The organism is Kitasatospora sp. NPDC001309 (genome assembly GCF_042896295.1).
In the GTDB taxonomy this organism is placed as follows: Bacteria; Actinomycetota; Actinomycetes; order Streptomycetales; family Streptomycetaceae; genus Kitasatospora.
In genome coordinates this window covers 17,873-35,277 of the sequence record NZ_JBIAXC010000034.1, presented here as the reverse complement: position 1 = coordinate 35,277, position 17,405 = coordinate 17,873, and the positions used below count along the sequence as shown (strand labels likewise).

Here is a 17,405-nt window from a genome sequence, read left to right as displayed (position 1 = left end):
GCCGCAACGATGAAGTCTCCCGAATCCCAAGGTGGTCGTACGGTGGATGCCGAACCGGTGCTCAGCGTCAGGGACTTGACGGTCCAGTTCGCCGATCCGCGCGGCGGCGCCCCGGTGACCGCCGTCCGGGGCCTGTCCTTCGACCTCGCGGCGGGTGAAGTCCTCGGCCTGGTCGGCGAGTCGGGCTCCGGGAAGTCCACCGTCGGACTGGCCCTGCTCGGCCTGCACGACCCGCGGACCACCACCGTCACCGGCTCGGTCCGGCTGGACGGAACGGAGTTGGTGGGCGCCCGGGAGTCCGTGCTGCGCGGAGTGCGGGGCGCCCGGGCCGCACTGGTCTTCCAGGACGCGCTCACCTCGCTCAGCCCCTTCCACGGCGTCGGCGCCCAACTCGCCGAGATGTACCGGCTGCACCACCCGGCGGCCGGGCGGGCCGAGGCCCGCCGACGGGCGGCCGCGATGCTCGACCGGGTCGGCATCCCCGCCGCCCGGCTGCGCGACTACCCGCACCAGTTCTCCGGCGGGATGCGGCAGCGGGTGATGATCGCGATGGCGCTGATGAACGACCCGAAGCTGCTGGTCGCGGACGAGCCGACCACCGCGCTGGACGCCCGGGTCCAGCGCCAGGTCCTCGACCTGCTGGGCGAGTTGCAGCGCGAGCACGGCACAGCGGTGCTGCTGGTCAGCCACGACCTCGGCGTGGTCGCCGGGACGACGGACCGCACCCTGGTGCTGCGCGACGGCGCCGAGGTCGAGTCCGCGCCGACCGACGAACTGCTCGCCGCGCCGCGCCGCCCGTACACCCGCGCCCTGGTGGGCGCGGCGCTGCGGCTGGACTCGGTACCGGGCAGCGCACTTCCGACGGTCGACGATCCGTCGCCCACCAGGACGTTCACGCCCAGGCCGACGGCGGCCGGGCGCCCCGAGCGCCCCGAGCGCCCCGAGCGGTGGCTGGTGGAGGTGGAGGCGCTCTCCGTGCACTTCCCCGGGCGACGGCGCCTGCCCTCGCTCCGGGCCGAACCGGTCCGGGCCGTGGAGGGGGTGAGCCTGCGGATCGCCCCGGGCGAGACGCTCGGGCTGGTCGGCGAGTCCGGCTCCGGCAAGTCCACCACCTCCCGGGTGCTGGCCGGGCTGCAACGCCCCACCGGCGGACGCGTCCGCTACGACGGCCAGGACGTCACCCGGCCGGACCGGGAGCTGCGCCGCCGGCTCAGCCGGGAGATCCAGCTGGTCTTCCAGGACCCGTACGCCTCGCTCAACCCGCGCCGCACCGTCGCCCAGACCCTCGACACCCCGCTGCGGCTGCACACCCCGCTGGACGCGGCGCAGCGGCGCGAGCGCGCGGCCGAACTGCTGGAGCAGGTCGGGCTGCCCGCCGGGCACCTGGACCGCTACCCGCACGAGTTCTCCGGCGGGCAGCGGCAGCGGATCGGCATCGCCCGGGCCCTGGCGCCCGAACCGCGGCTGATCATCGCGGACGAGCCGGTCTCGGCGCTCGACGTGTCGGTGCAGGCGCAGGTGCTCAACCTGCTGATGGAGCTGCGCGAACGGCTCGGCGTCGCCTTCCTGTTCGTCTCGCACGACCTCGCGGTGGTGCGGCACTTCTGCGACCGGGTCGCGGTGATGCACCGGGGGCGGCTGGTGGAGTCGGCCGACCGGGAGCGGCTGTTCGAGGCACCGCACACCGAGTACACCCGGGAGCTGCTGGCGGCGGCGCACTGAGCGGCGGTCGGAGCGGCGCGGGGGTGGGTTGGCGCGACCGGGGGGTGATCCCGCCCTGCGGGCGCTGCCGCCAGGTGCTGCTGGACTACTTCCCGCAGGTGCGGATCATCGTCGGACGGGGTTCCGGGCTGCGCACCGTGCCGGTGCCGGAGCTGTTGCCGGAGTCGTACGTCTGGGCCGACCACCAGGAGGGCTGAGCGGGCGGCCGGGCACCGCCGTTCGGCTTTCGTTCTGCTGCGCGAGCACGGCTCCAGGCGTTAGCGTGCTGGCGACGTGACGTCGCTCACCGCGCCGCGGACGTGGAGCCGCAGCGCCGGCCACCGAAGGGGGCACATTGTCGGACGACCTGCTCATCGCGAAGATCAATCACGGTTTCGACCACCTCGACGCCGACGGGGACGGTCTGCTCACCGAGCGGGACCATGTGCTGATGGGCCACTCGGTGGCCCGCTCGCTCGGCCACCAGGAGGGTTCGGAGGCGGAGGCCGTGATCGTCCGCGCCTATCTGACGGTCTGGCACGACCTGCACCTCGCCGGAAGGCCCGCCGGAACGGAGGCCATCACCCGCGAGCAGTTCGTCGCCTCGACCGGCGCGCTCGCCGACGACCCGGAGGCCGCCCGGGAGATCCTCGGCGCCCTGGCCGAGGCCTTCCTCACCGTCGCCGACGCCGACCGCAGCGGCACCGTGGACGCCGGAGAGTTCTTCGTGTTCCAGCGCGGCCACTTCGCGGGGCTCTGCCGCGACGACGCGGACGAGGCCTTCCGCCGGCTCGACCTCGACGGGGACGGGACGCTGTCGGCCGCCGAGTTCACCAGCGCGATCGTCGAGTACTGGACCAGCCGCGACCCGGAGGCGCCGGGCAACTGGTGGACGGGGAAGCCGCCCGCCTCGCTCTGACCGCGCGGACGCGGGCGTGGGCGCGGACGCGGGCGTAAACGCGGGCGGATCGTCCCGGTCGGTCGGCCGGGACGATCCGCCCGATCGCGGTGCCGATCAGCGCCGACCCGCCCTCGAGGGACGCCGACTGACGCTCACCACCAGACAGACCCCGGCCACCACGATCGCCCCGCCCGCCAGGGTCGGGCCGGTCAACGGCTCGGCCAGGATCAGCCAGCCCAGCAGCACCGCGACCACCGGGTTCACGTACGCGTAGGTCGCCACCAGGGTGAGCGGGGCCGAGCGCAGCAGCCAGGCGTACGCGGTGAAGGCGAGCAGCGAGCCGAACACCACCAGGTAGGCGAGGGCCAGCCAGGACCGGCCGGAGACGGCCGCCGGGTCGAACCCGTGCTGCTCACCGCGGGCCAGCCCGACCAGCAGGTCGCACAGGCCGCCGGCCAGCATCTGGTACGCGCTCGCCGCGAGCACGTTGCCCGGCATCGGGATCTTCTTGCTCGCGAAGGAGCCGGCCGCCCAGCAGAGCGTGGCGCTGATGATCAGGACCACGCCCAGCGGCTCGATCGACCCGCCGATCGCGGGGGCGGACAGCACGCCGAGGCCCACCAGGCCGAGCAGCACCCCGGCCAGCTCGGCGCGCTTCGGGCGCTCCCCGCCGCCGAAGGCCGTCAGCAGCACCATCCAGAGCGGCACCGCCGCCACCAACAGGGCGGCCAGCCCGGAGGGGACGGAGGTCTCGCCCAGCACCACCAGGCCGTTGCCGCCGGTCAGCAGCAGCAGGCCGACCAGTGCCGAGGAGGCCAGCTGGCGACCGCTCACCCGCAGGGCCGCCGGGCCCTGGCGGACCAGCAGGAAGCCGACCAGCAGCAGACCGGCGGTGAGGAAGCGGGCGGAGGCGGAGAAGAAGGAGGGCATCGTCTCGACGACGATCCGGATCCCGAGGTAGGTCGAACCCCAGACCGCGTAGACCACGGCGAGGGCCGCCCAGACCGCGCCGGAGAGCCGGGCGGGGGCGGGGGCCGCGGCGGGGACTACGTCGGTGGGACCGGACTGGGTGCTGCCGGGGGTCGCCGCCGGTGGCGGGGAGGCGGGCGATGTCATGTGTGTCCCCCTCGGACGGTGCTGGCTGAACATTCGATATGACAGCGCATCGGCGGCCCGGAGCGCCAGTGGGTTCCACGGATCGGTTGGCGGCACGTACCGTGGGCGCTCCCCCATCGAGGAGGTCGAACCCGTGTCCGCGCCCGAGCAGGCCCCACCGGCGGAAGCGGCGCTGCCGTTCTTCGTGTACGGCACCCTGCGCAGCGGCGGCCGCAACCACGCCGTCCACCTGGCCGGACGCTGCGCCGCGATCCGCCCGGCGGTGCTGGAGGGCGCCGCCCTGCACGAGGGGCCGGGGTTCCCGTACGCGGTGCCGGACCCGACGCCCGGCCGCCGGGTCGTCGGCGAACTGGTCACCGTACGCCCCGGCGCATACCCCGGAGCGCTCGCGGCGCTGGACCGGCTGGAGGAGTGCCGGGCGGACGGCACGGGGCTGTACGTACGGCGCCGGCTGGTGGTCCGGACCGCGGCGGGCGAGCCGTGCGAGGCCTGGGTGTACCTCGCCGGGCCGGCGGCCGAGGCACGGCTGCGCGCCCGGCCCGCGCTGATCGCCTCGGGGGACTGGGCCGACCGGTAGGGCCGACGGCCGGCGGGCGACAGATGACAGATGACAGAGTTCAACTTTCAGATTTCAGATTTCAACATCTGAAAGTTGAAAGCTGAAAGTTGAACCCTGTCAGCCCACCGGGCTGCCGCCCGCGGACCGCCAGGTAGGCTGCCCCGGCCAGCAGGAACGAACCACGAGGAGCCACCCGGTGCCCGAGCTGCCCCCTCCGATCACCGTCGTCGGGATCGGGGCCGACGGCTGGCCCGGCCTCGCCGCCGGATCCCGGGCCGCGCTGCAAGCCGCCGAGGTGGTCATCGGCGGCCCCCGACAGCTGGAACTGCTCCCCCGCGACACCGTCCCCGCCGAGCGCCTCGCCTGGCCGTCCCCGCTGCGCCCGGCCGTCCCGGGGCTGCTCGCCGAGCACGCCGGGCGCCGCATCGCCGTCCTGGCCAGCGGCGACCCGATGTTCTTCGGCATCGGCCGCACCCTCGCCGAGACCGTCGGCGCCGAGCGGTTGCGCGTCCTGCCGCACCCCTCCTCCGTCTCCTACGCCTGCGCCCGGCTCGGCTGGCCGCTGGAGGCGACCGAGGTAATCAGTCTGGTCGGCCGACCGCCGGCCACGCTCGCCCTCGCCCTCCACCCCGGCCGCCGGCTGCTGGTGCTCAGCGCCGACGCCGGCACCCCCGCCACCGTCGCCGCCCTGCTCACCGAGCACGGCTTCGGCACCGCCCGGCTGCGCGTGCTGGAGCAGCTCGGCGACAACACCCGCGAACGGGAGCTCGACGGCCGCGCCGACGACTGGCCGCACCCGCCCGGCGACCCGCTGAACCTGATCGCCGTCGAACTCGGCGACGGCCCGCGCGGCTCGCTCGTCCCCGGTCTGCCGGACGAGGCGTACGAGAGCGACGGCCAGCTCACCAAGCGGCACGTCCGCGCCGCCACCCTGGCCACCCTCGCCCCCGCCCCCGGCGAACTGCTCTGGGACGTCGGCGGCGGCTCCGGCTCGATCGCCGTCGAGTGGCTGCGCGCCCACCGGGACTGCCGGGCCGTCAGCGTCGAGCGCGACCCGGTGCGGGCCGACCGGATCGCCCGCAACGCCGCCGCGCTGGGCGTGCCCCGACTCCGGGTGGTGACCGGCCGCGCCCCCGAGGCGCTCGCCGAACTCCCCACCCCCGACGCCGTGTTCATCGGCGGCGGCCTCACCGCCCCCGGCCTGCTGGAGGGTTGCTGGGCCGCGCTGCGCCCCGGCGGACGGCTGGTCGCCAACACCGTGACGCTGGAGTCCGAGGCGCTGCTCACCGAGTGGTACCGGCGCCACGGCGGGGAGTTGGTCAAACTGGCCGTCGCCCACGCCGTCCCGGTCGGCGGTTTCACCGGGTGGCGGCAGGCCATGCCGGTCACCCAGTGGTCCGCCGTCAAGCCCAACACCCCCCAGGAGGACGCCTCGTGACCGTCTACTTCATCGGAGCCGGCCCGGGCGCCGCCGACCTGATCACCCTGCGCGGCCAGCGCCTCCTGGCCCGCGCCGAGGTCTGCCTCTACGCCGGCAGCCTCGTCCCGCGCGAGCTGCTGGACGAGTGCCCGCCCGGCGCCCGGCTGGTCGACACCGCCCAGCTCAACCTGGACCAGATCGTCGCCGAGCTGGTCGCCGCGCACGAGGCCGGCCGGGACGTGGCCCGGCTGCACTCCGGCGACCCCTCCGTCTTCTCCGCCGTCGCCGAGCAGATGCGCCGGCTGGACGCGGCCGGGGTGCCGTACGAGGTGGTCCCCGGCGTTCCCGCCTTCGCCGCCGCCGCGGCCGCGTTGAAGCGGGAGTTGACGGTACCGACCGTCGGCCAGACCGTCATCCTCACCCGGATCGCCAAGCGCGCCACCCCAATGCCCGAGGGCGAGGACCTCGCCACCCTCGGCCGCAGCGGCGCCCTGCTGGTGCTGCACCTGGCGGCCGGCTACGTGGACGACGTGGTCGAGCAGCTGCTCCCGCACTACGGCGCCGACTGCCCGGCCGCCGTGGTCGCGATGGCCAGCCGCCCCGACGAGCTGGTGCTGCGCGGCACGCTGGCCGACATCGCCGGGCAGGTCAAGGCGGCGGGCGTGGTGCGCACCGCCGTCATCCTGGTCGGCCGCACCCTCGCCGCAGAGCAGTTCCGCGACAGCCACCTCTACTCGGCGGACCGCGAGCGGCCGCACGAGCCCTGCGGCGCATGAGTCCCGACGACCGTACTCGCACCCCCGCCCACGTACTGGTCCTCGGCGGGACGACCGAGGGGCGGGCGCTGGCCGCCGCACTGGACGGCCGGCCGGGCCTGCGGGTCACCAGCTCGCTGGCCGGGCGGGTCGCCCAACCCCGGCTGCCCGTCGGCGAGGTGCGGATCGGCGGCTTCGGCGGCCCGGACGGGCTGGCCGACTGGCTGCGGGCCGAGGCGGTGGACGCCGTGGTCGACGCCACCCACCCGTTCGCCGCCGGGATGTCGCACAACGCCGCCCTCGCGGCCGCCGCCACCGGCGTGCCGCTGCTGGTGCTGCGCCGCCCCGGTTTCGCACCCGTCGCCGGGGACCGCTGGCACCTCGCCCCCTCCCTGACGGCCGCCGCCGCGCTGCTGCCCGGTCTCGGCCGCCGGGTCTTCCTCAGCTCCGGCCGCCAGGGCATCGCCGCCTTCGCCCACCTGGACGGGCTGCACTTCCTGGCCCGCTCGGTGGACCGGCCGGAGCCGCCGCTGCCGCTCTCGCTCGAAGTCCTGCTGGACCGCGGCCCGTTCACCCTCGACGGCGAGCGGGCACTGCTGCGCGAGCACCGGATCGACGTGGTCGTCACCAAGGACAGCGGCGGCGCGGCGACCGCGCCCAAGCTGACCGCCGCCCGTGAACTCGGGCTGCCCGTGGTCGTGGTGGAACGCCCACCGGTGCCGGCCGGCCTGCCGGTGTCACCGGACGTGGCGGGCGCGGTGCGCTGGCTGGAGCAGCGGGCCTGAGTCCGGGCCTGAGTCCGGGCCTGAGTCCGGGCCTGAGTCCGGGCCTTGTTCCGGGCGGGAAGCCGGTCGGGCGTCCGGGTACGTGTCCGGTCAGTGGAATATGGCGCGCGGGCACGCCGGTGGGACTGCCAGAGTGGCCGGATGACCGATGATCAGCGCACCATCACCCTGCAGACCGCCGACGAGCGGGCCACTCTGACCAGCTTCCTCGACCACCAGCGCGACACCCTGGCGATGAAGTGCGTCGGCCTCAGCACCGAACAGCTCCGCACCCGCGTGCTGGAGCCCTCCGCACTCTCCCTGCTCGGGCTGGTCCGCCACCTCGCCGAGGTGGAACGCGGCTGGTTCCGCAACGTCCTCAACGGCGAGGACAGGCGCGGCTTCTGGAAGCACCCCAACGACACCTCCGCCGAGTGGGACGTCGAGACCGCCGACCCGGAGGAGGCCTTCGCGGTCTGGCGCCGCGAGTGCGACCACGCACGGGAACTCGTCGCCGCCGCAGAGTCGTTGGACGTCCTGGGCCACTACGGCGAGGAGGCGTTCTCGCTGCGCTGGATCCTCACTCACATGATCGAGGAGTACGCCCGCCACAACGGCCACGCCGACCTCCTGCGCGAGCACCTCGACGGCAGCACGGGCGAGTAGCCCCGGCAGCGAGTCCCGGGGAGAGCGGCCGCACGGGCGCGCAGGCACGCGGGGGCCGGCGGGCCGGAAGGAGCAGGAATGCGGACCCGCCAGAAGGACCGCGACGTCCACGGGCCGCAGCAGCCCTGGAACGAGATCGTCCCCGGGCTCTGGATGGGCGGGCACTACTGCACCCCGCCCGGCGGTGAGCTCCAACCCGTCGTCGCCGGGCGGCAGTTCGACCTGGTCGTCAGCCTCTTCACGCTCCCCGGCCACGGCCCGGCCCCGGGGGTCGAGCACGTCGTCCGGGAGGTGCCCGACGAGCCGCTCTCCCCCGGTCAGCTGCTCGCCGTCCAGGAGGCCGCGGAACTCACCGCCGCCGCCGTGCGCCGGGGCCGCCGGACGCTGGTGCGCTGCCACTCGGGCTACAACCGCTCGGGCCTGGTGGTCGCCCAGGCGCTGGTCGCCCTCGGGCACGAGCCGGACGGGGCGGTCCGGCTGATCCGGGAGCGGCGGTCGCCCTGGGCGCTGAACAACCCGGTGTTCGTGGACTACCTGAACACCGGGTTGGACGTGGCGATCCTGCTGACCGGCCTCAGCGGTTGAGGCAAGCGCGGAAGGTGACGGACCGTCAGATGTCGCGGAAGGTCTCGATCTGGGCGCCGATGGAGTTGAGGCGCTCGGCAAGGTCCTCGTAACCGCGGTTGATGACGTAGACGTTGCGCAGCACCGAGGTGCCCTGGGCGGCGAGCATCGCGAGCAGGATGACCACGGCCGGACGCAGGGCCGGCGGGCACATCATCTCGGCGGCGCGCCAGCGGGTCGGGCCCTGGACCAGGACGCGGTGCGGGTCGAGCAGCTTGACGTCCGCGCCGAGCCGGGTCAGCTCGGTGAGGTAGATCGCGCGGTTGTCGTAGACCCAGTCGTGGATCATCGTGGTGCCGTGCGCGGCCGCGGCGATGGCGGCGAAGAACGGCACGTTGTCGATGTTGATGCCGGGGAACGGCATCGGGTGGATGGTGTCGATCGGCGCGGTCAGCTTGGAGGGGCGCACGGTGAGGTCGACCAGCCGGGTGTGGCCGTTGTGGGCCCGGTACTCCGGGGTCCGGTCGTAGTCGAGGCCCATGCCCTCCAGCACCGCGAGCTCGATCTCCAGGAACTCGATCGGCACCCGGCGGATCGTCAGCTCGGAGGAGGTGACGACGGCGGCGGCGAGCAGGCTCATCGCCTCCACCGGGTCCTCGGCCGGGGTGTAGTCGACGTCGCAGCTGATCTCCGGGACGCCGTGGACGGTGAGGGTCGTGGTGCCGATGCCCTCGATCTTCACGCCCAGCTTCTCCAGGAAGAAGCAGAGGTCCTGGACCATGTAGTTGGGCGAGGCGTTGCGGATGACGCTCACGCCGTCGTGCCGCGCGGCGGCCAGCAGGGCGTTCTCGGTGACGGTGTCCCCGCGCTCGGTCAACACGATCGGGCGGTCCAGCGGGGTGCCCGGCTCGACCGAGGCGTGGTAGGCGCCGCCGGTGGTGGCGACCTCCAGGCCGAAGCGCCGCAGCGCCGTCAGGTGCGGCTGGACGGTACGGGTGCCGAGGTCGCAGCCGCCCGCGTACGGGATCGCGAAGTGCTGGGCGCGGTGCATCAGCGGGCCGAGGAACATCAGCACGCTGCGGGTGCGGCGGGCGGCCTCGACGTCCATCGCGGCGAGGTCGAGCTCGGCCGGCGGGGTGAGTTCGAGGTCGCGGCCCTCGTTCAGCCAGCGGCTCTTGACGCCGATGCTGGTGAGCACCTCGAGGATGCGGTAGACCTCCTCGATCCGGGCGACGCTGCGGATCGTGGTGCGGCCGGTGGTCAGCAGCGAGGCGCAGAGGATCGCGACGCAGGCGTTCTTGCTGCTGCGGACCTCGATCGCGCCGGAGAGGCGGGTGCCGCCGGTGACCCGGAGGTGCATCGGGCCGGAGTAGCCGAGGGAGACGATCTCGCTGTTGAGGGCATCGCCGATGCGCGCGATCATCTCAAGGCTGACGTTCTGCTTGCCCTGTTCGATGCGGTTGACGGCGCTCTGGCTGGTGCCGAGCGCCTCGCCGAGCTGCGCCTGGGACCAGCCGCGATGCTGACGCGCGGTACGGATGAGGGTGCCGATACGGGTGAGGTAGTCGCCTGTCACTCGGCAGACCATATCTCATGGTTGAGATGGCACCAGAATCAAGAGCGGACGTGGCGCCACTTTTGCCCGTTTCTCACCCCGTATGAGCCCTGGATCTTCACATCACCGCACGACAGTTCTGAGGTTCCGCTGCACGGGTGAGTCGGCCGACCCCGGGCACCGACTGGGCGCCGCTCAGGGGCCGAGCGGCTCCGCCCGACCGACGACGGCGCCCGTGCGGTCGATGCAGATGACGTCCACCGCGACCGGTGAACCGCGCAGCACCCCGAGCGCCGTCGCCCGGGCCGCCTCGGCGACCAGGTCCCCCAGCGGCACCCCGGCCGCCCGACACAACTGCACTGCCTCCAGGCCGGTGTTGGCCGCCGCCACCGCCGCGGCCAGCTCCTCGTCCGCCCCGCCCTGCCGGGCCAGTTCGGCCAGGTAGCCCTTGTCCACCTGGGAGCGCGCCGAGTGCAGGTCGAGGTGCCCGTGGGCGAGCTTGGACAGCTTGGCGAAGCCGCCCGCGATGGTCAGTCGCGGCACCGGGTGGCGCTTGAGGTACTTGAGGACGGCCCCGGCGAAGTCGCCCATGTCCAGCAGGGCGTCCTCGGGCAGTCCGTGCACCGCGACCGCGACCTTCTCCGAGGTCGAACCGGTGCAGCCCGCGACGTGGGTGCGCCCGGCCGCCCGGGCCACGTCCACCCCGCGACGGATCGAGTCGATCCAGGCCGAACAGGAATAGGGGACGACGATCCCGGTGGTGCCGAGGATCGACAGCCCGCCGAGGATGCCGAGCCGGGGGTTCCAGGTCGAGCGGGCGATCTCCTCACCGTGGTCGACGGAGACCTCCACCACCACGTCCCCGCCACCACCGTGTGCCGCCGCCACCTCGGCCACCGCGTCGCGGATCATCTGCCGGGGCACCGGGTTGATCGCGGGCTCACCGACCGCCAGCGGCAGGCCGGCCTTGGTGACGGTGCCGACCCCGGGACCGGCCCGGAACACCACGCCGGTGCCGGGCTCGCCGAGCCGTACGGTCGCGCGGATCAGGGCGCCGTGGGTCACGTCGGGGTCGTCGCCGGCGTCCTTGACCACTCCGGCCGTGGCGGCGACCGGCCGCTGGGCGGCGGCGCGCGAGCCGTCGGCGGCGGCCGGCTCGGCGGCGAGGACCAGCTCCTCGACCGCGAGGGCGAAGGCGGGCTGCTGGCCCTTGGGGAGGGTGATGGTCACCGGGTCCGGGAACTCGCCGGTGAGCAGCGCCGTGTACGCGGCCTTGGTGGCGGCGGTGGCGCAGGCGCCCGTCGTCCAGCCGTGCCGCAGACCGCTGCTCTTCAGCTGACCGGCCCGGCCTCCCGCCCCGCCTCCCGCTGCGGCCACCTGCGCCTCGCTTCCGCAATCCGATCACGCCCGCCCCGACCACCGCGGTCGCGCCCGCCGATTCTCCCCCATCCACCCCGCCGCACGGCGCCCGGGGACGTGCGCGCGGCCGAGGCCGGTACCCGGGCAGCGGCCAGCGAGGAGAGCCCCCGCCGTTCTCGAACTGTTCTCCGCACGGGTCTCGCTCCGTGCGACTACCAGCGAGTAATCTGTCGCTCCGTTATTTAGCGGGTTCATGACGTGGTCCGGCGACCGGGGCACCCGGCCGGGCCGCCAGTATGTGGGGGTTTCTGTGGCAGGCATGAGACGTCGTACGTTCCTGACCGGCACCTCGGTGGCCGCCGCCTGGTCGGCCCTGTCCCTGGGCGGCGCCCAGCTCGCCTCGGCCGCGGGCCGGGACCGGGCGCTGGCGACCACGGCCGCGCGGGCCGTCAACGTCACCGGGACCACCCTGGAGCAGGTGGCCACGCCGACCGGGGCCGGCCCCTACAAGCGGCTGGCGGCCGGGCCGGGTTGGCCGCTGGTGGTGCGCGGGGAGCTCGCGGCCCCCGGCAGCGGGCGGGACGACCGCCGCACCGGGCTGGCCAGCTTCGTCCAGTTCAGCGACCTGCACCTGGTGGACACCGAGTCCCCGGTGCGCTTCGAGTTCCTGGCCAAGTTCAACGACAGCGCCTACCGGCCGCAGGAGGCCCTGAACGCCCGTGGCGTCTCGGCCCTGGTCGAGCGGGTCAACTCGCTCGCCGGCGGCCCCTACACCGGCATGCCGTTCAGCCTGGTGATGGCCACCGGTGACAACACCGACAACCACGAGCTGGCCGAGCTGGACTGGTACCTCACCGTCATGGGCGGTGGGCGGATGGCCCAGAACACCGGCGACCCGACCCGCTACGAGGGCGTGCAGAACTCCGGCAACTCGGCCTTCTGGAACCCCGAACTCGCCTACGCCGACGTCTACAAGGCGAAGGGCTTCCCGCAGGTGCCCGGCTTCCTGTCCGCGGCCGGCCGCCCCTTCGACGCACCGGGCCTCACGACCCCCTGGTACACCACCGTCGGCAACCACGACGACAGCATCGAGGGCTCGCTGCCCGACTTCGGACTGCTGAACGACCTCTACACGGGCGGGCTCAAGCTGGAGGGCTGCGACGACGCGACCGCCGCCCAGCTGATGGACTCGCTGCGGCGCGACCCGGCGGGCGCCGTCCTGCTGCTGGGCAAGCTGCTCGCGAACGGCGAGGCGGTGCGCCGGGTCACCCCGGACGAGCGCCGCCACCCGTTCACCCTCAAGCAGTTCGCCAAGGCCCACCTCGACCCGGCCGTCACCGGCGCCGGCCCCTACGGGCACGGCTTCACCTCGGACATGGTGAGCAGCGGCAAGCTCTACTACACCTTCCGGATCTCGGAGAAGGTCCTCGGCATCAGCCTGGACACCACCAACCAGGCCGGTTTCGCCGACGGTTCGCTCGGCACCGCTCAACTGCGCTGGCTTGAGCAGCAGTTGAAGAACCACAGCGGGCACTGGTACGACACCAACGGGAACCGGGTGAACGGTGGCAGCACCGACGACGTGATCATGGTGTTCAGCCACCACACCAGCGGCTCGATGGGCAACCTGCTGCCCGACCCGCGCAACATCTTCGAGAAGCGGCACGACGGCAACGAGTTGACCGCCCTGCTGCAGCGCTACCCGAACGTGGTCGCCTGGGTGAACGGGCACACCCACATGAACAAGATCACCGCGCACGGCCACGCGGTGCCGGAGCGGGCGTTCTGGGAGATCAACACCGCTTCGCACATCGACTACCCGCAGCACGGGCGGATCATCGAGGTCGCGGACAACGGCGACGGCACCCTGTCGCTGTTCACCACGCTGATCGAGTCCTCCGCACCGTACGCGACGGACTTCGGCAGCACCTCGGACACCAACCTGGCGGCGCTGTACCGCGAGCTCTCGTACAACGACCCCAACGGCCGGGTCTCCGCCCTGCTCGGCGCCGGGGAGGACCACAACACCGAGCTGCTGATCACCAAGCCGACCCGGTGACGGCCGCCGGCTGACAGCTGACAGCTGACAGCTGACAGAGAACAGAAAACAGCTGACAGATTTCATCATCTGTCAGCTGTTCTCCGTCATCCGTTACACGTCCTCCGGGTACCGCCGGGGCGTCCAGACGACCTCGACCCCGCCGCCCCGCTCGACCGCCCGGGTCTGCGAGGAGCCGATCAGCAGGATGGTCCGCATGTCGACCAGCGCCGGGTCCAGCTCGCCCAGCCGGACGATCCGGACCCGCTCGGTCGGCCCGCCGACGTCGCGGGCCATCACCACCGGGGTCTCCGGCGCGCGGTACTCCAGCAGCAGGTCCCTGGTCAGGCCGACCTGGGTGGTGCGGGACTTCGAGCCCGGGTTGTACAGCGCCAGCACCAGGTCCGCCTCGGCGGCGGCGCGCAGCCGCTTGGCCACCACGTCCCAGGGCTTGAGCCGGTCCGAGAGCGACACCACCGCGTAGTCGTGCCCGAGCGGGGCGCCCGCCCGGGAGGCGGCCGCGTGGGCGGCGGTCATCCCGGGGACGATCCGCACCGGCACGTCCCGGTAGTGCGGCTCGCAGGCGACCTCCAGCACGGCGGTGGCCATCGCGAACACCCCCGGGTCGCCCGAGGAGACCACGCAGACCCGGTGCCCGCGCCGGGCGAGGTCCAGGGCGAACTCGGCGCGCTCCGACTCGACCTTGTTGTCCGAACCGTGCCGCCGCTGCCCCGGCCGCTCGGGCACCCGGTCCAGGTAGGTGGTGTAGCCGACCAGGTCGGTGGCCTCGGTCAGCGCACCGCGCGCCTCGGCGGTGAGCCAGAGCGGCCCGGCCGGCCCGGTGCCGACCACGGTCACGCTGCCGACGCCGTCCGCGAGCCGGACGGCCGGCTCCAGCGGTGCGACCTTGCTCGGCAGCACGGCCACCGAGAAGTAGGGGACGCTCTCCCCCTCGACCTCGGCGAGCGGCGCGATCCGCTCCCCGTCCATGAAGGCCCGCTCCACGTACTGGGCGTCCTCCAGCCGGCCGGCCCGCTCCAGCGCCCGCCGGACGGTCGGGAAGGTGCGGCCCAGCTTCATGATCACCGCGGAGTCGGCGGCAGCGATCCGCGCCGTGAGCTCCTCCTCGGGCAGCGTGCCGGGGATGACGGTGAGGGTTTCCTCGGCCTCGGTCAGCGGCTGCCCGAGTCGGGCGGCGGCCGCGCTGACCGAGGTCACGCCGGGCACCACCTCGGTCGGGTAGCGGTGCGCGAGGCGCTTGTGCATGTGCTGGTAGGAGCCGTAGAACAGCGGGTCGCCCTCGGCGAGGACGACGACGTCGCGGCCGGCGTCCAGGTGGGCGGCCAGCCGGGCGGCGGCCTCCTCGTAGAACTCGTCCAACGCGCCACGGTAGCCGCCGGGGTGGTCGGTGGTCTCCACGGTGAGCGGGTAGACCAGCTTCTCCTCGATCTGACCACCCGTCAGGTAGCGTTCGGCGATCGAGCGCGCGATGGAGCGGCCGTGCCGAGCGCTGTGGTAGGCCACCACGTCGGCCTTGCCGATGAGTTCGGCCGCGCGGACGGTCACCAGCGAGGGGTCGCCCGGGCCGAGCCCGACGCCGTACAGTCGGCCGGTCCCCTCGGGTCCGGCGGAAGCGATCTGACGGTCCGTCACTCTTCTTCGCTCGCAATCGCGTTGATGGCAGCGGCGGCCATCGCGCTGCCGCCGCGCCGGCCGCGCACCACCAAGTGCTCCAGGCCGGAGGGGTGTTCGGCCAGCGCCTGCTTGGACTCGGCGGCGCCGATGAAGCCGACCGGCACGCCGATCACCGCGGCCGGGCGGGGAGCGCCCGCCTCGATCATCTCCAGCAGCCGGAACAGCGAGGTCGGGGCGTTGCCGACGGCCACCACCGCGCCCTCCAGTCGGGGCAGCCACAGCTCCATGGCCGCCGCACTGCGGGTGTTGCCCATCGCGCGGGCCAGCTCGGGCACCGAGGGGTCGGTGAGGGTGCAGACCACCTCGTTGTCGGCGGGCAGCCGCTTGCGGGTCACCCCGCTCGCCACCATGTTGACGTCGCACAGGATCGGCGCACCGGCGTGCAGCGCCGCGCGCGCCGAGGCGACCACGCCGGGCGAGTACACCAGGTCCTCGACCAGGTCGGTCATCCCGCAGGCGTGGATCATCCGCACCGCGACCTGGGAGACGTCCGCCGGGAGAGCGGCCAGATCGGCCTCCGCACGGATGGTGGCAAAGGACTGGCGGTAGATGGACGCGCCGTCCTTCTCGTACTCGATCACTTCGTGGTCCTCCTGGCCTCGGCGACCGCCTCGGCCATCTCCTCGTTCGTCACGTCCACCGGAACGTCCGCGGGGGTTCCCGCGGTCGTGGCCGGCCCGTTCACCGTCACCCGGTAGCCGTGCCCCGTGGCGAGCACGTCCACCCACTGCCCGGCCGGGTGGCCGCAGCGCCGCTCGCAGCCCGACCAGTGGACGGGCAGTCCGCCGCCCCCGGCCGTCGGCGCCCCGCGCTCCAACGCCCGGGCCGCGTCGGCCCGTACGTCGGCCAGCGACTTGGCGCAGCCCGGCAGCCCGGTGCAGGCGGTGGCCCGCTCCCAGGCCGAGCCGGGCTCGGTCCGCAACCCCGCGGCCGCCAGCGCGGGCAGCCGGTCGGCGGGGGCGCCGGGCAGCACCGCGCCCCGCCAGGGGGTCAGCCGCAGTTCGCCGGTCGAGGCGGCGACCAGCGCGCGCCACTGGCCGGCGTCGGCCCGCCCGAAGCGCATGCCGACCGAGAGCCCGCCGGGCAGCGCGCCGATCCCGGGCCGCGCACCGGCCCCGGCGGCACCGGCCCCGGCGAAGGCGGGCAGCGGCACCGTGCCGGCCGGCAGCAGTTCGGGCACCTCGCGCAGGTGCCAGGCCTTGCGGCCGACGCCGCGCAGCGCGTCCAGGAAGGCGCGGGCCGCGTCCAGCACGGCCGTCACCTCCCGTCCGGCCTCGACCGGCTGCCCGTGGGCGGCCCGTCCGAGCCGCAGCAGCGCTGGGCCGTCCGAGGCTGCGATCAATGTCACATCGGCGTCGAGCGCGGCGACGTCGCCCCGCCCGTCGTCCAGCGCGAACAGGAACTTGCCGGAGAGTCCGGCCGCCCAGTCGCTCGCGCACAGCCGCGCGTCCAGTTCGCGCACCCAGGCCTGCACGTCGGCGTGCCCGGCCGCGTCCAGCCCGGCCAGCGGCGAGGCGACGATGTTGCGCACCCGCTCGTGGGTGTCCGAGGGCAGCAGTCCGACGGCGCGCAGCCGGTCGGCGAGTTCGGCCCCGCAGTCCGCGGCCAGGCCGCGGAGTTGGACGTTGCCGCGCGAGGTGGTCTCCAACTCCCCGTCGCCCAGGGCCTCTGCGGCCTCGATCAGGGCCATTGCCTGACGGTCCGTCAGCAGTCCGCCGGGCAGTCGGACCCGGGCGAGGCCGCCGTCGTCGGCGGCGTGCAGGCGGAGCGCCCCGGGGCAGGCGTCGGCGCGCCCCCGGTCGGGCACGGCGGCGCCCGGCGCGGTGGCGTCGGGTGTCGGTGGCATGGCGGCGAGCATACAGATGATCCGATCGCTTGCCTCCGTCCGCTGCATCACACCGGCGGCACGCCGGGCAGCACGGCGGAGCACGCCGAACCGGCCGCCCGGCGCCGGTGAGCGCCGTACGCCGGGCGCCGTACGCCGGACAGTGCGCCCGCCCGTGCGCCGGGCGGCGGCCCGCCCGTGCCCCGGGCCCGGCGAAGCCGCCCCTCCCCCAGGTCAGCCGTACCCCGTACGATGCTGGCGGGCGGTCCCCAGCGGGCCGCCCGACGCCAGCGACGGCGCAGGGGAGGAAACCGGTGCAAGCCCGGTGCGGTCCCGCCACTGTGACCGCGGTTCACCGGGAGACCGGTCGGCCGCGGGAGCCAGGAACTCCCGCCGTCCTCCACCGGCCCGGGGCGCGGACCCCGAGGAAGGCAGAAATGCACCAGCGCTGTCGCATGCCCGCGCCCGTTCCACCGGCCACCACCGC

General features: G+C 74.1%; 15 protein-coding genes, 1 pseudogene and 1 riboswitch. Of the genes and pseudogenes, 10 read left to right on the top strand and 6 right to left on the bottom strand.

Going from position 1 to position 17,405, the window contains the following annotated elements; all coding sequences use genetic code 11:
- The first annotated feature begins 9 nt into the window (after positions 1–9).
- The 3 genes and pseudogenes from ACFY2K_RS29225 (at position 10) to ACFY2K_RS29215 (ending at position 2,620) form a co-directional block, all read left to right on the top strand.
- Entirely contained in the window at positions 10–1,722 is a 1,713-nt protein-coding gene (locus ACFY2K_RS29225) for a dipeptide ABC transporter ATP-binding protein (RefSeq protein ID WP_387715409.1), read from the top strand.
- Between the two features lie 23 nt (positions 1,723–1,745).
- Positions 1,746–1,919, top strand: a pseudogene (locus tag ACFY2K_RS29220) (cytidine deaminase); the annotation flags it as partial.
- 137 nt (positions 1,920–2,056) lie between these two features.
- Positions 2,057–2,620 carry an EF-hand domain-containing protein gene (locus ACFY2K_RS29215; protein WP_380522605.1) on the top strand — a complete coding sequence of 188 codons (564 nt, stop codon included), beginning with the start codon at positions 2,057–2,059 and terminating at the stop codon, positions 2,618–2,620.
- 96 nt (positions 2,621–2,716) lie between these two features.
- Here ACFY2K_RS29215 and ACFY2K_RS29210 read toward each other — a convergent pair whose 3' ends face one another.
- Positions 2,717–3,718 carry an EamA family transporter gene (locus ACFY2K_RS29210; RefSeq protein WP_387715407.1) on the bottom strand — a complete coding sequence of 334 codons (1,002 nt, stop codon included), beginning with the start codon at positions 3,716–3,718 and terminating at the stop codon, positions 2,717–2,719.
- 133 nt (positions 3,719–3,851) lie between these two features.
- Here ACFY2K_RS29210 and ACFY2K_RS29205 point away from each other — a divergent pair, with 133 nt between their 5' ends.
- The 6 genes from ACFY2K_RS29205 to ACFY2K_RS29180 all read left to right on the top strand — a co-directional run bounded on the left by ACFY2K_RS29205 (position 3,852) and on the right by ACFY2K_RS29180 (position 8,467).
- Positions 3,852–4,295, top strand: coding sequence for a gamma-glutamylcyclotransferase family protein (locus ACFY2K_RS29205; RefSeq protein WP_387715404.1), 444 nt, complete (start codon positions 3,852–3,854; stop codon positions 4,293–4,295).
- Between the two features lie 178 nt (positions 4,296–4,473).
- On the top strand, positions 4,474–5,715 hold the full coding sequence (gene cbiE / locus ACFY2K_RS29200) for a precorrin-6y C5,15-methyltransferase (decarboxylating) subunit CbiE (protein WP_387715401.1): 1,242 nt from the start codon (positions 4,474–4,476) through the stop codon (positions 5,713–5,715).
- Complete coding sequence (gene cobM / locus ACFY2K_RS29195; protein WP_360238836.1) at positions 5,712–6,473, top strand: precorrin-4 C(11)-methyltransferase; 762 nt, start codon at positions 5,712–5,714, stop codon at positions 6,471–6,473. Before cbiE ends, cobM begins: the two co-directional genes overlap by 4 nt.
- A complete protein-coding gene (locus ACFY2K_RS29190) occupies positions 6,470–7,237 on the top strand; it encodes a cobalt-precorrin-6A reductase (protein WP_387715398.1) in 768 nt (255 codons plus the stop codon). The genes cobM and ACFY2K_RS29190 overlap by 4 nt, the downstream gene beginning before the upstream one ends.
- A 141-nt stretch (positions 7,238–7,378) precedes the next feature.
- The gene (locus tag ACFY2K_RS29185) at positions 7,379–7,882 is read left to right on the top strand and encodes a DinB family protein (RefSeq protein WP_380589560.1); all 504 of its coding nucleotides are present in this window, start codon (positions 7,379–7,381) and stop codon (positions 7,880–7,882) included.
- 78 nt (positions 7,883–7,960) lie between these two features.
- Positions 7,961–8,467, top strand: coding sequence for a protein phosphatase (locus ACFY2K_RS29180; RefSeq protein ID WP_387715395.1), 507 nt, complete (start codon positions 7,961–7,963; stop codon positions 8,465–8,467).
- 25 nt (positions 8,468–8,492) lie between these two features.
- Here the strand turns inward: ACFY2K_RS29180 and ACFY2K_RS29175 are convergent, their stop codons facing one another.
- Together ACFY2K_RS29175 and ACFY2K_RS29170 are read right to left on the bottom strand one after the other, a co-directional pair.
- Entirely contained in the window at positions 8,493–10,022 is a 1,530-nt protein-coding gene (locus tag ACFY2K_RS29175) for a UDP-N-acetylglucosamine 1-carboxyvinyltransferase (protein ID WP_375885038.1), read from the bottom strand.
- A gap of 174 nt (positions 10,023–10,196) precedes the next feature.
- Complete coding sequence (locus ACFY2K_RS29170) at positions 10,197–11,378, bottom strand: cobalt-precorrin-5B (C(1))-methyltransferase (protein WP_387715392.1); 1,182 nt, start codon at positions 11,376–11,378, stop codon at positions 10,197–10,199.
- A gap of 301 nt (positions 11,379–11,679) precedes the next feature.
- On the opposite strand from ACFY2K_RS29170, the gene ACFY2K_RS29165 reads away from it, so the two are divergent.
- Entirely contained in the window at positions 11,680–13,419 is a 1,740-nt protein-coding gene (locus ACFY2K_RS29165; RefSeq protein ID WP_380522598.1) for a TIGR03767 family metallophosphoesterase, read from the top strand.
- Between the two features lie 93 nt (positions 13,420–13,512).
- Here the strand turns inward: ACFY2K_RS29165 and ACFY2K_RS29160 are convergent, their stop codons facing one another.
- Genes ACFY2K_RS29160 through ACFY2K_RS29150 form a run of 3 tightly spaced genes read right to left on the bottom strand, consistent with a single transcriptional unit; the run spans position 13,513 to position 16,951 of the window.
- Positions 13,513–15,051: a precorrin-2 C(20)-methyltransferase gene (locus ACFY2K_RS29160; protein WP_387715389.1), complete on the bottom strand. Its 1,539-nt coding sequence runs from the start codon at positions 15,049–15,051 to the stop codon at positions 13,513–13,515.
- Positions 15,048–15,674 carry a precorrin-8X methylmutase gene (locus ACFY2K_RS29155; RefSeq protein ID WP_375885028.1) on the bottom strand — a complete coding sequence of 209 codons (627 nt, stop codon included), beginning with the start codon at positions 15,672–15,674 and terminating at the stop codon, positions 15,048–15,050. Before ACFY2K_RS29155 ends, ACFY2K_RS29160 begins: the two co-directional genes overlap by 4 nt.
- Complete coding sequence (locus ACFY2K_RS29150; protein ID WP_387715386.1) at positions 15,671–16,951, bottom strand: hypothetical protein; 1,281 nt, start codon at positions 16,949–16,951, stop codon at positions 15,671–15,673. Before ACFY2K_RS29150 ends, ACFY2K_RS29155 begins: the two co-directional genes overlap by 4 nt.
- Positions 16,952–17,222: 271 nt before the next feature.
- A riboswitch (cobalamin riboswitch) is annotated at positions 17,223–17,308 on the top strand.
- The last annotated feature ends 97 nt before the right edge of the window (positions 17,309–17,405 follow it).

Excerpts from the sequence above, each read along its gene's own strand:
- ACFY2K_RS29225 (WP_387715409.1), top strand. The coding sequence starts at position 10 with ATGAAGTCTCCCGAATCCCAAGGTGGTCGTACGGTGGATGCCGAACCG.
- ACFY2K_RS29210 (WP_387715407.1), bottom strand. The coding sequence starts at position 3,718 with ATGACATCGCCCGCCTCCCCGCCACCGGCGGCGACCCCCGGCAGCACC.
- ACFY2K_RS29190 (WP_387715398.1), top strand. The coding sequence starts at position 6,470 with ATGAGTCCCGACGACCGTACTCGCACCCCCGCCCACGTACTGGTCCTC.
- ACFY2K_RS29185 (WP_380589560.1), top strand. The coding sequence starts at position 7,379 with ATGACCGATGATCAGCGCACCATCACCCTGCAGACCGCCGACGAGCGG.
- ACFY2K_RS29180 (WP_387715395.1), top strand. The coding sequence starts at position 7,961 with ATGCGGACCCGCCAGAAGGACCGCGACGTCCACGGGCCGCAGCAGCCC.
- ACFY2K_RS29165 (WP_380522598.1), top strand. The coding sequence starts at position 11,680 with ATGAGACGTCGTACGTTCCTGACCGGCACCTCGGTGGCCGCCGCCTGG.
- ACFY2K_RS29150 (WP_387715386.1), bottom strand. The coding sequence starts at position 16,951 with ATGCTCGCCGCCATGCCACCGACACCCGACGCCACCGCGCCGGGCGCC.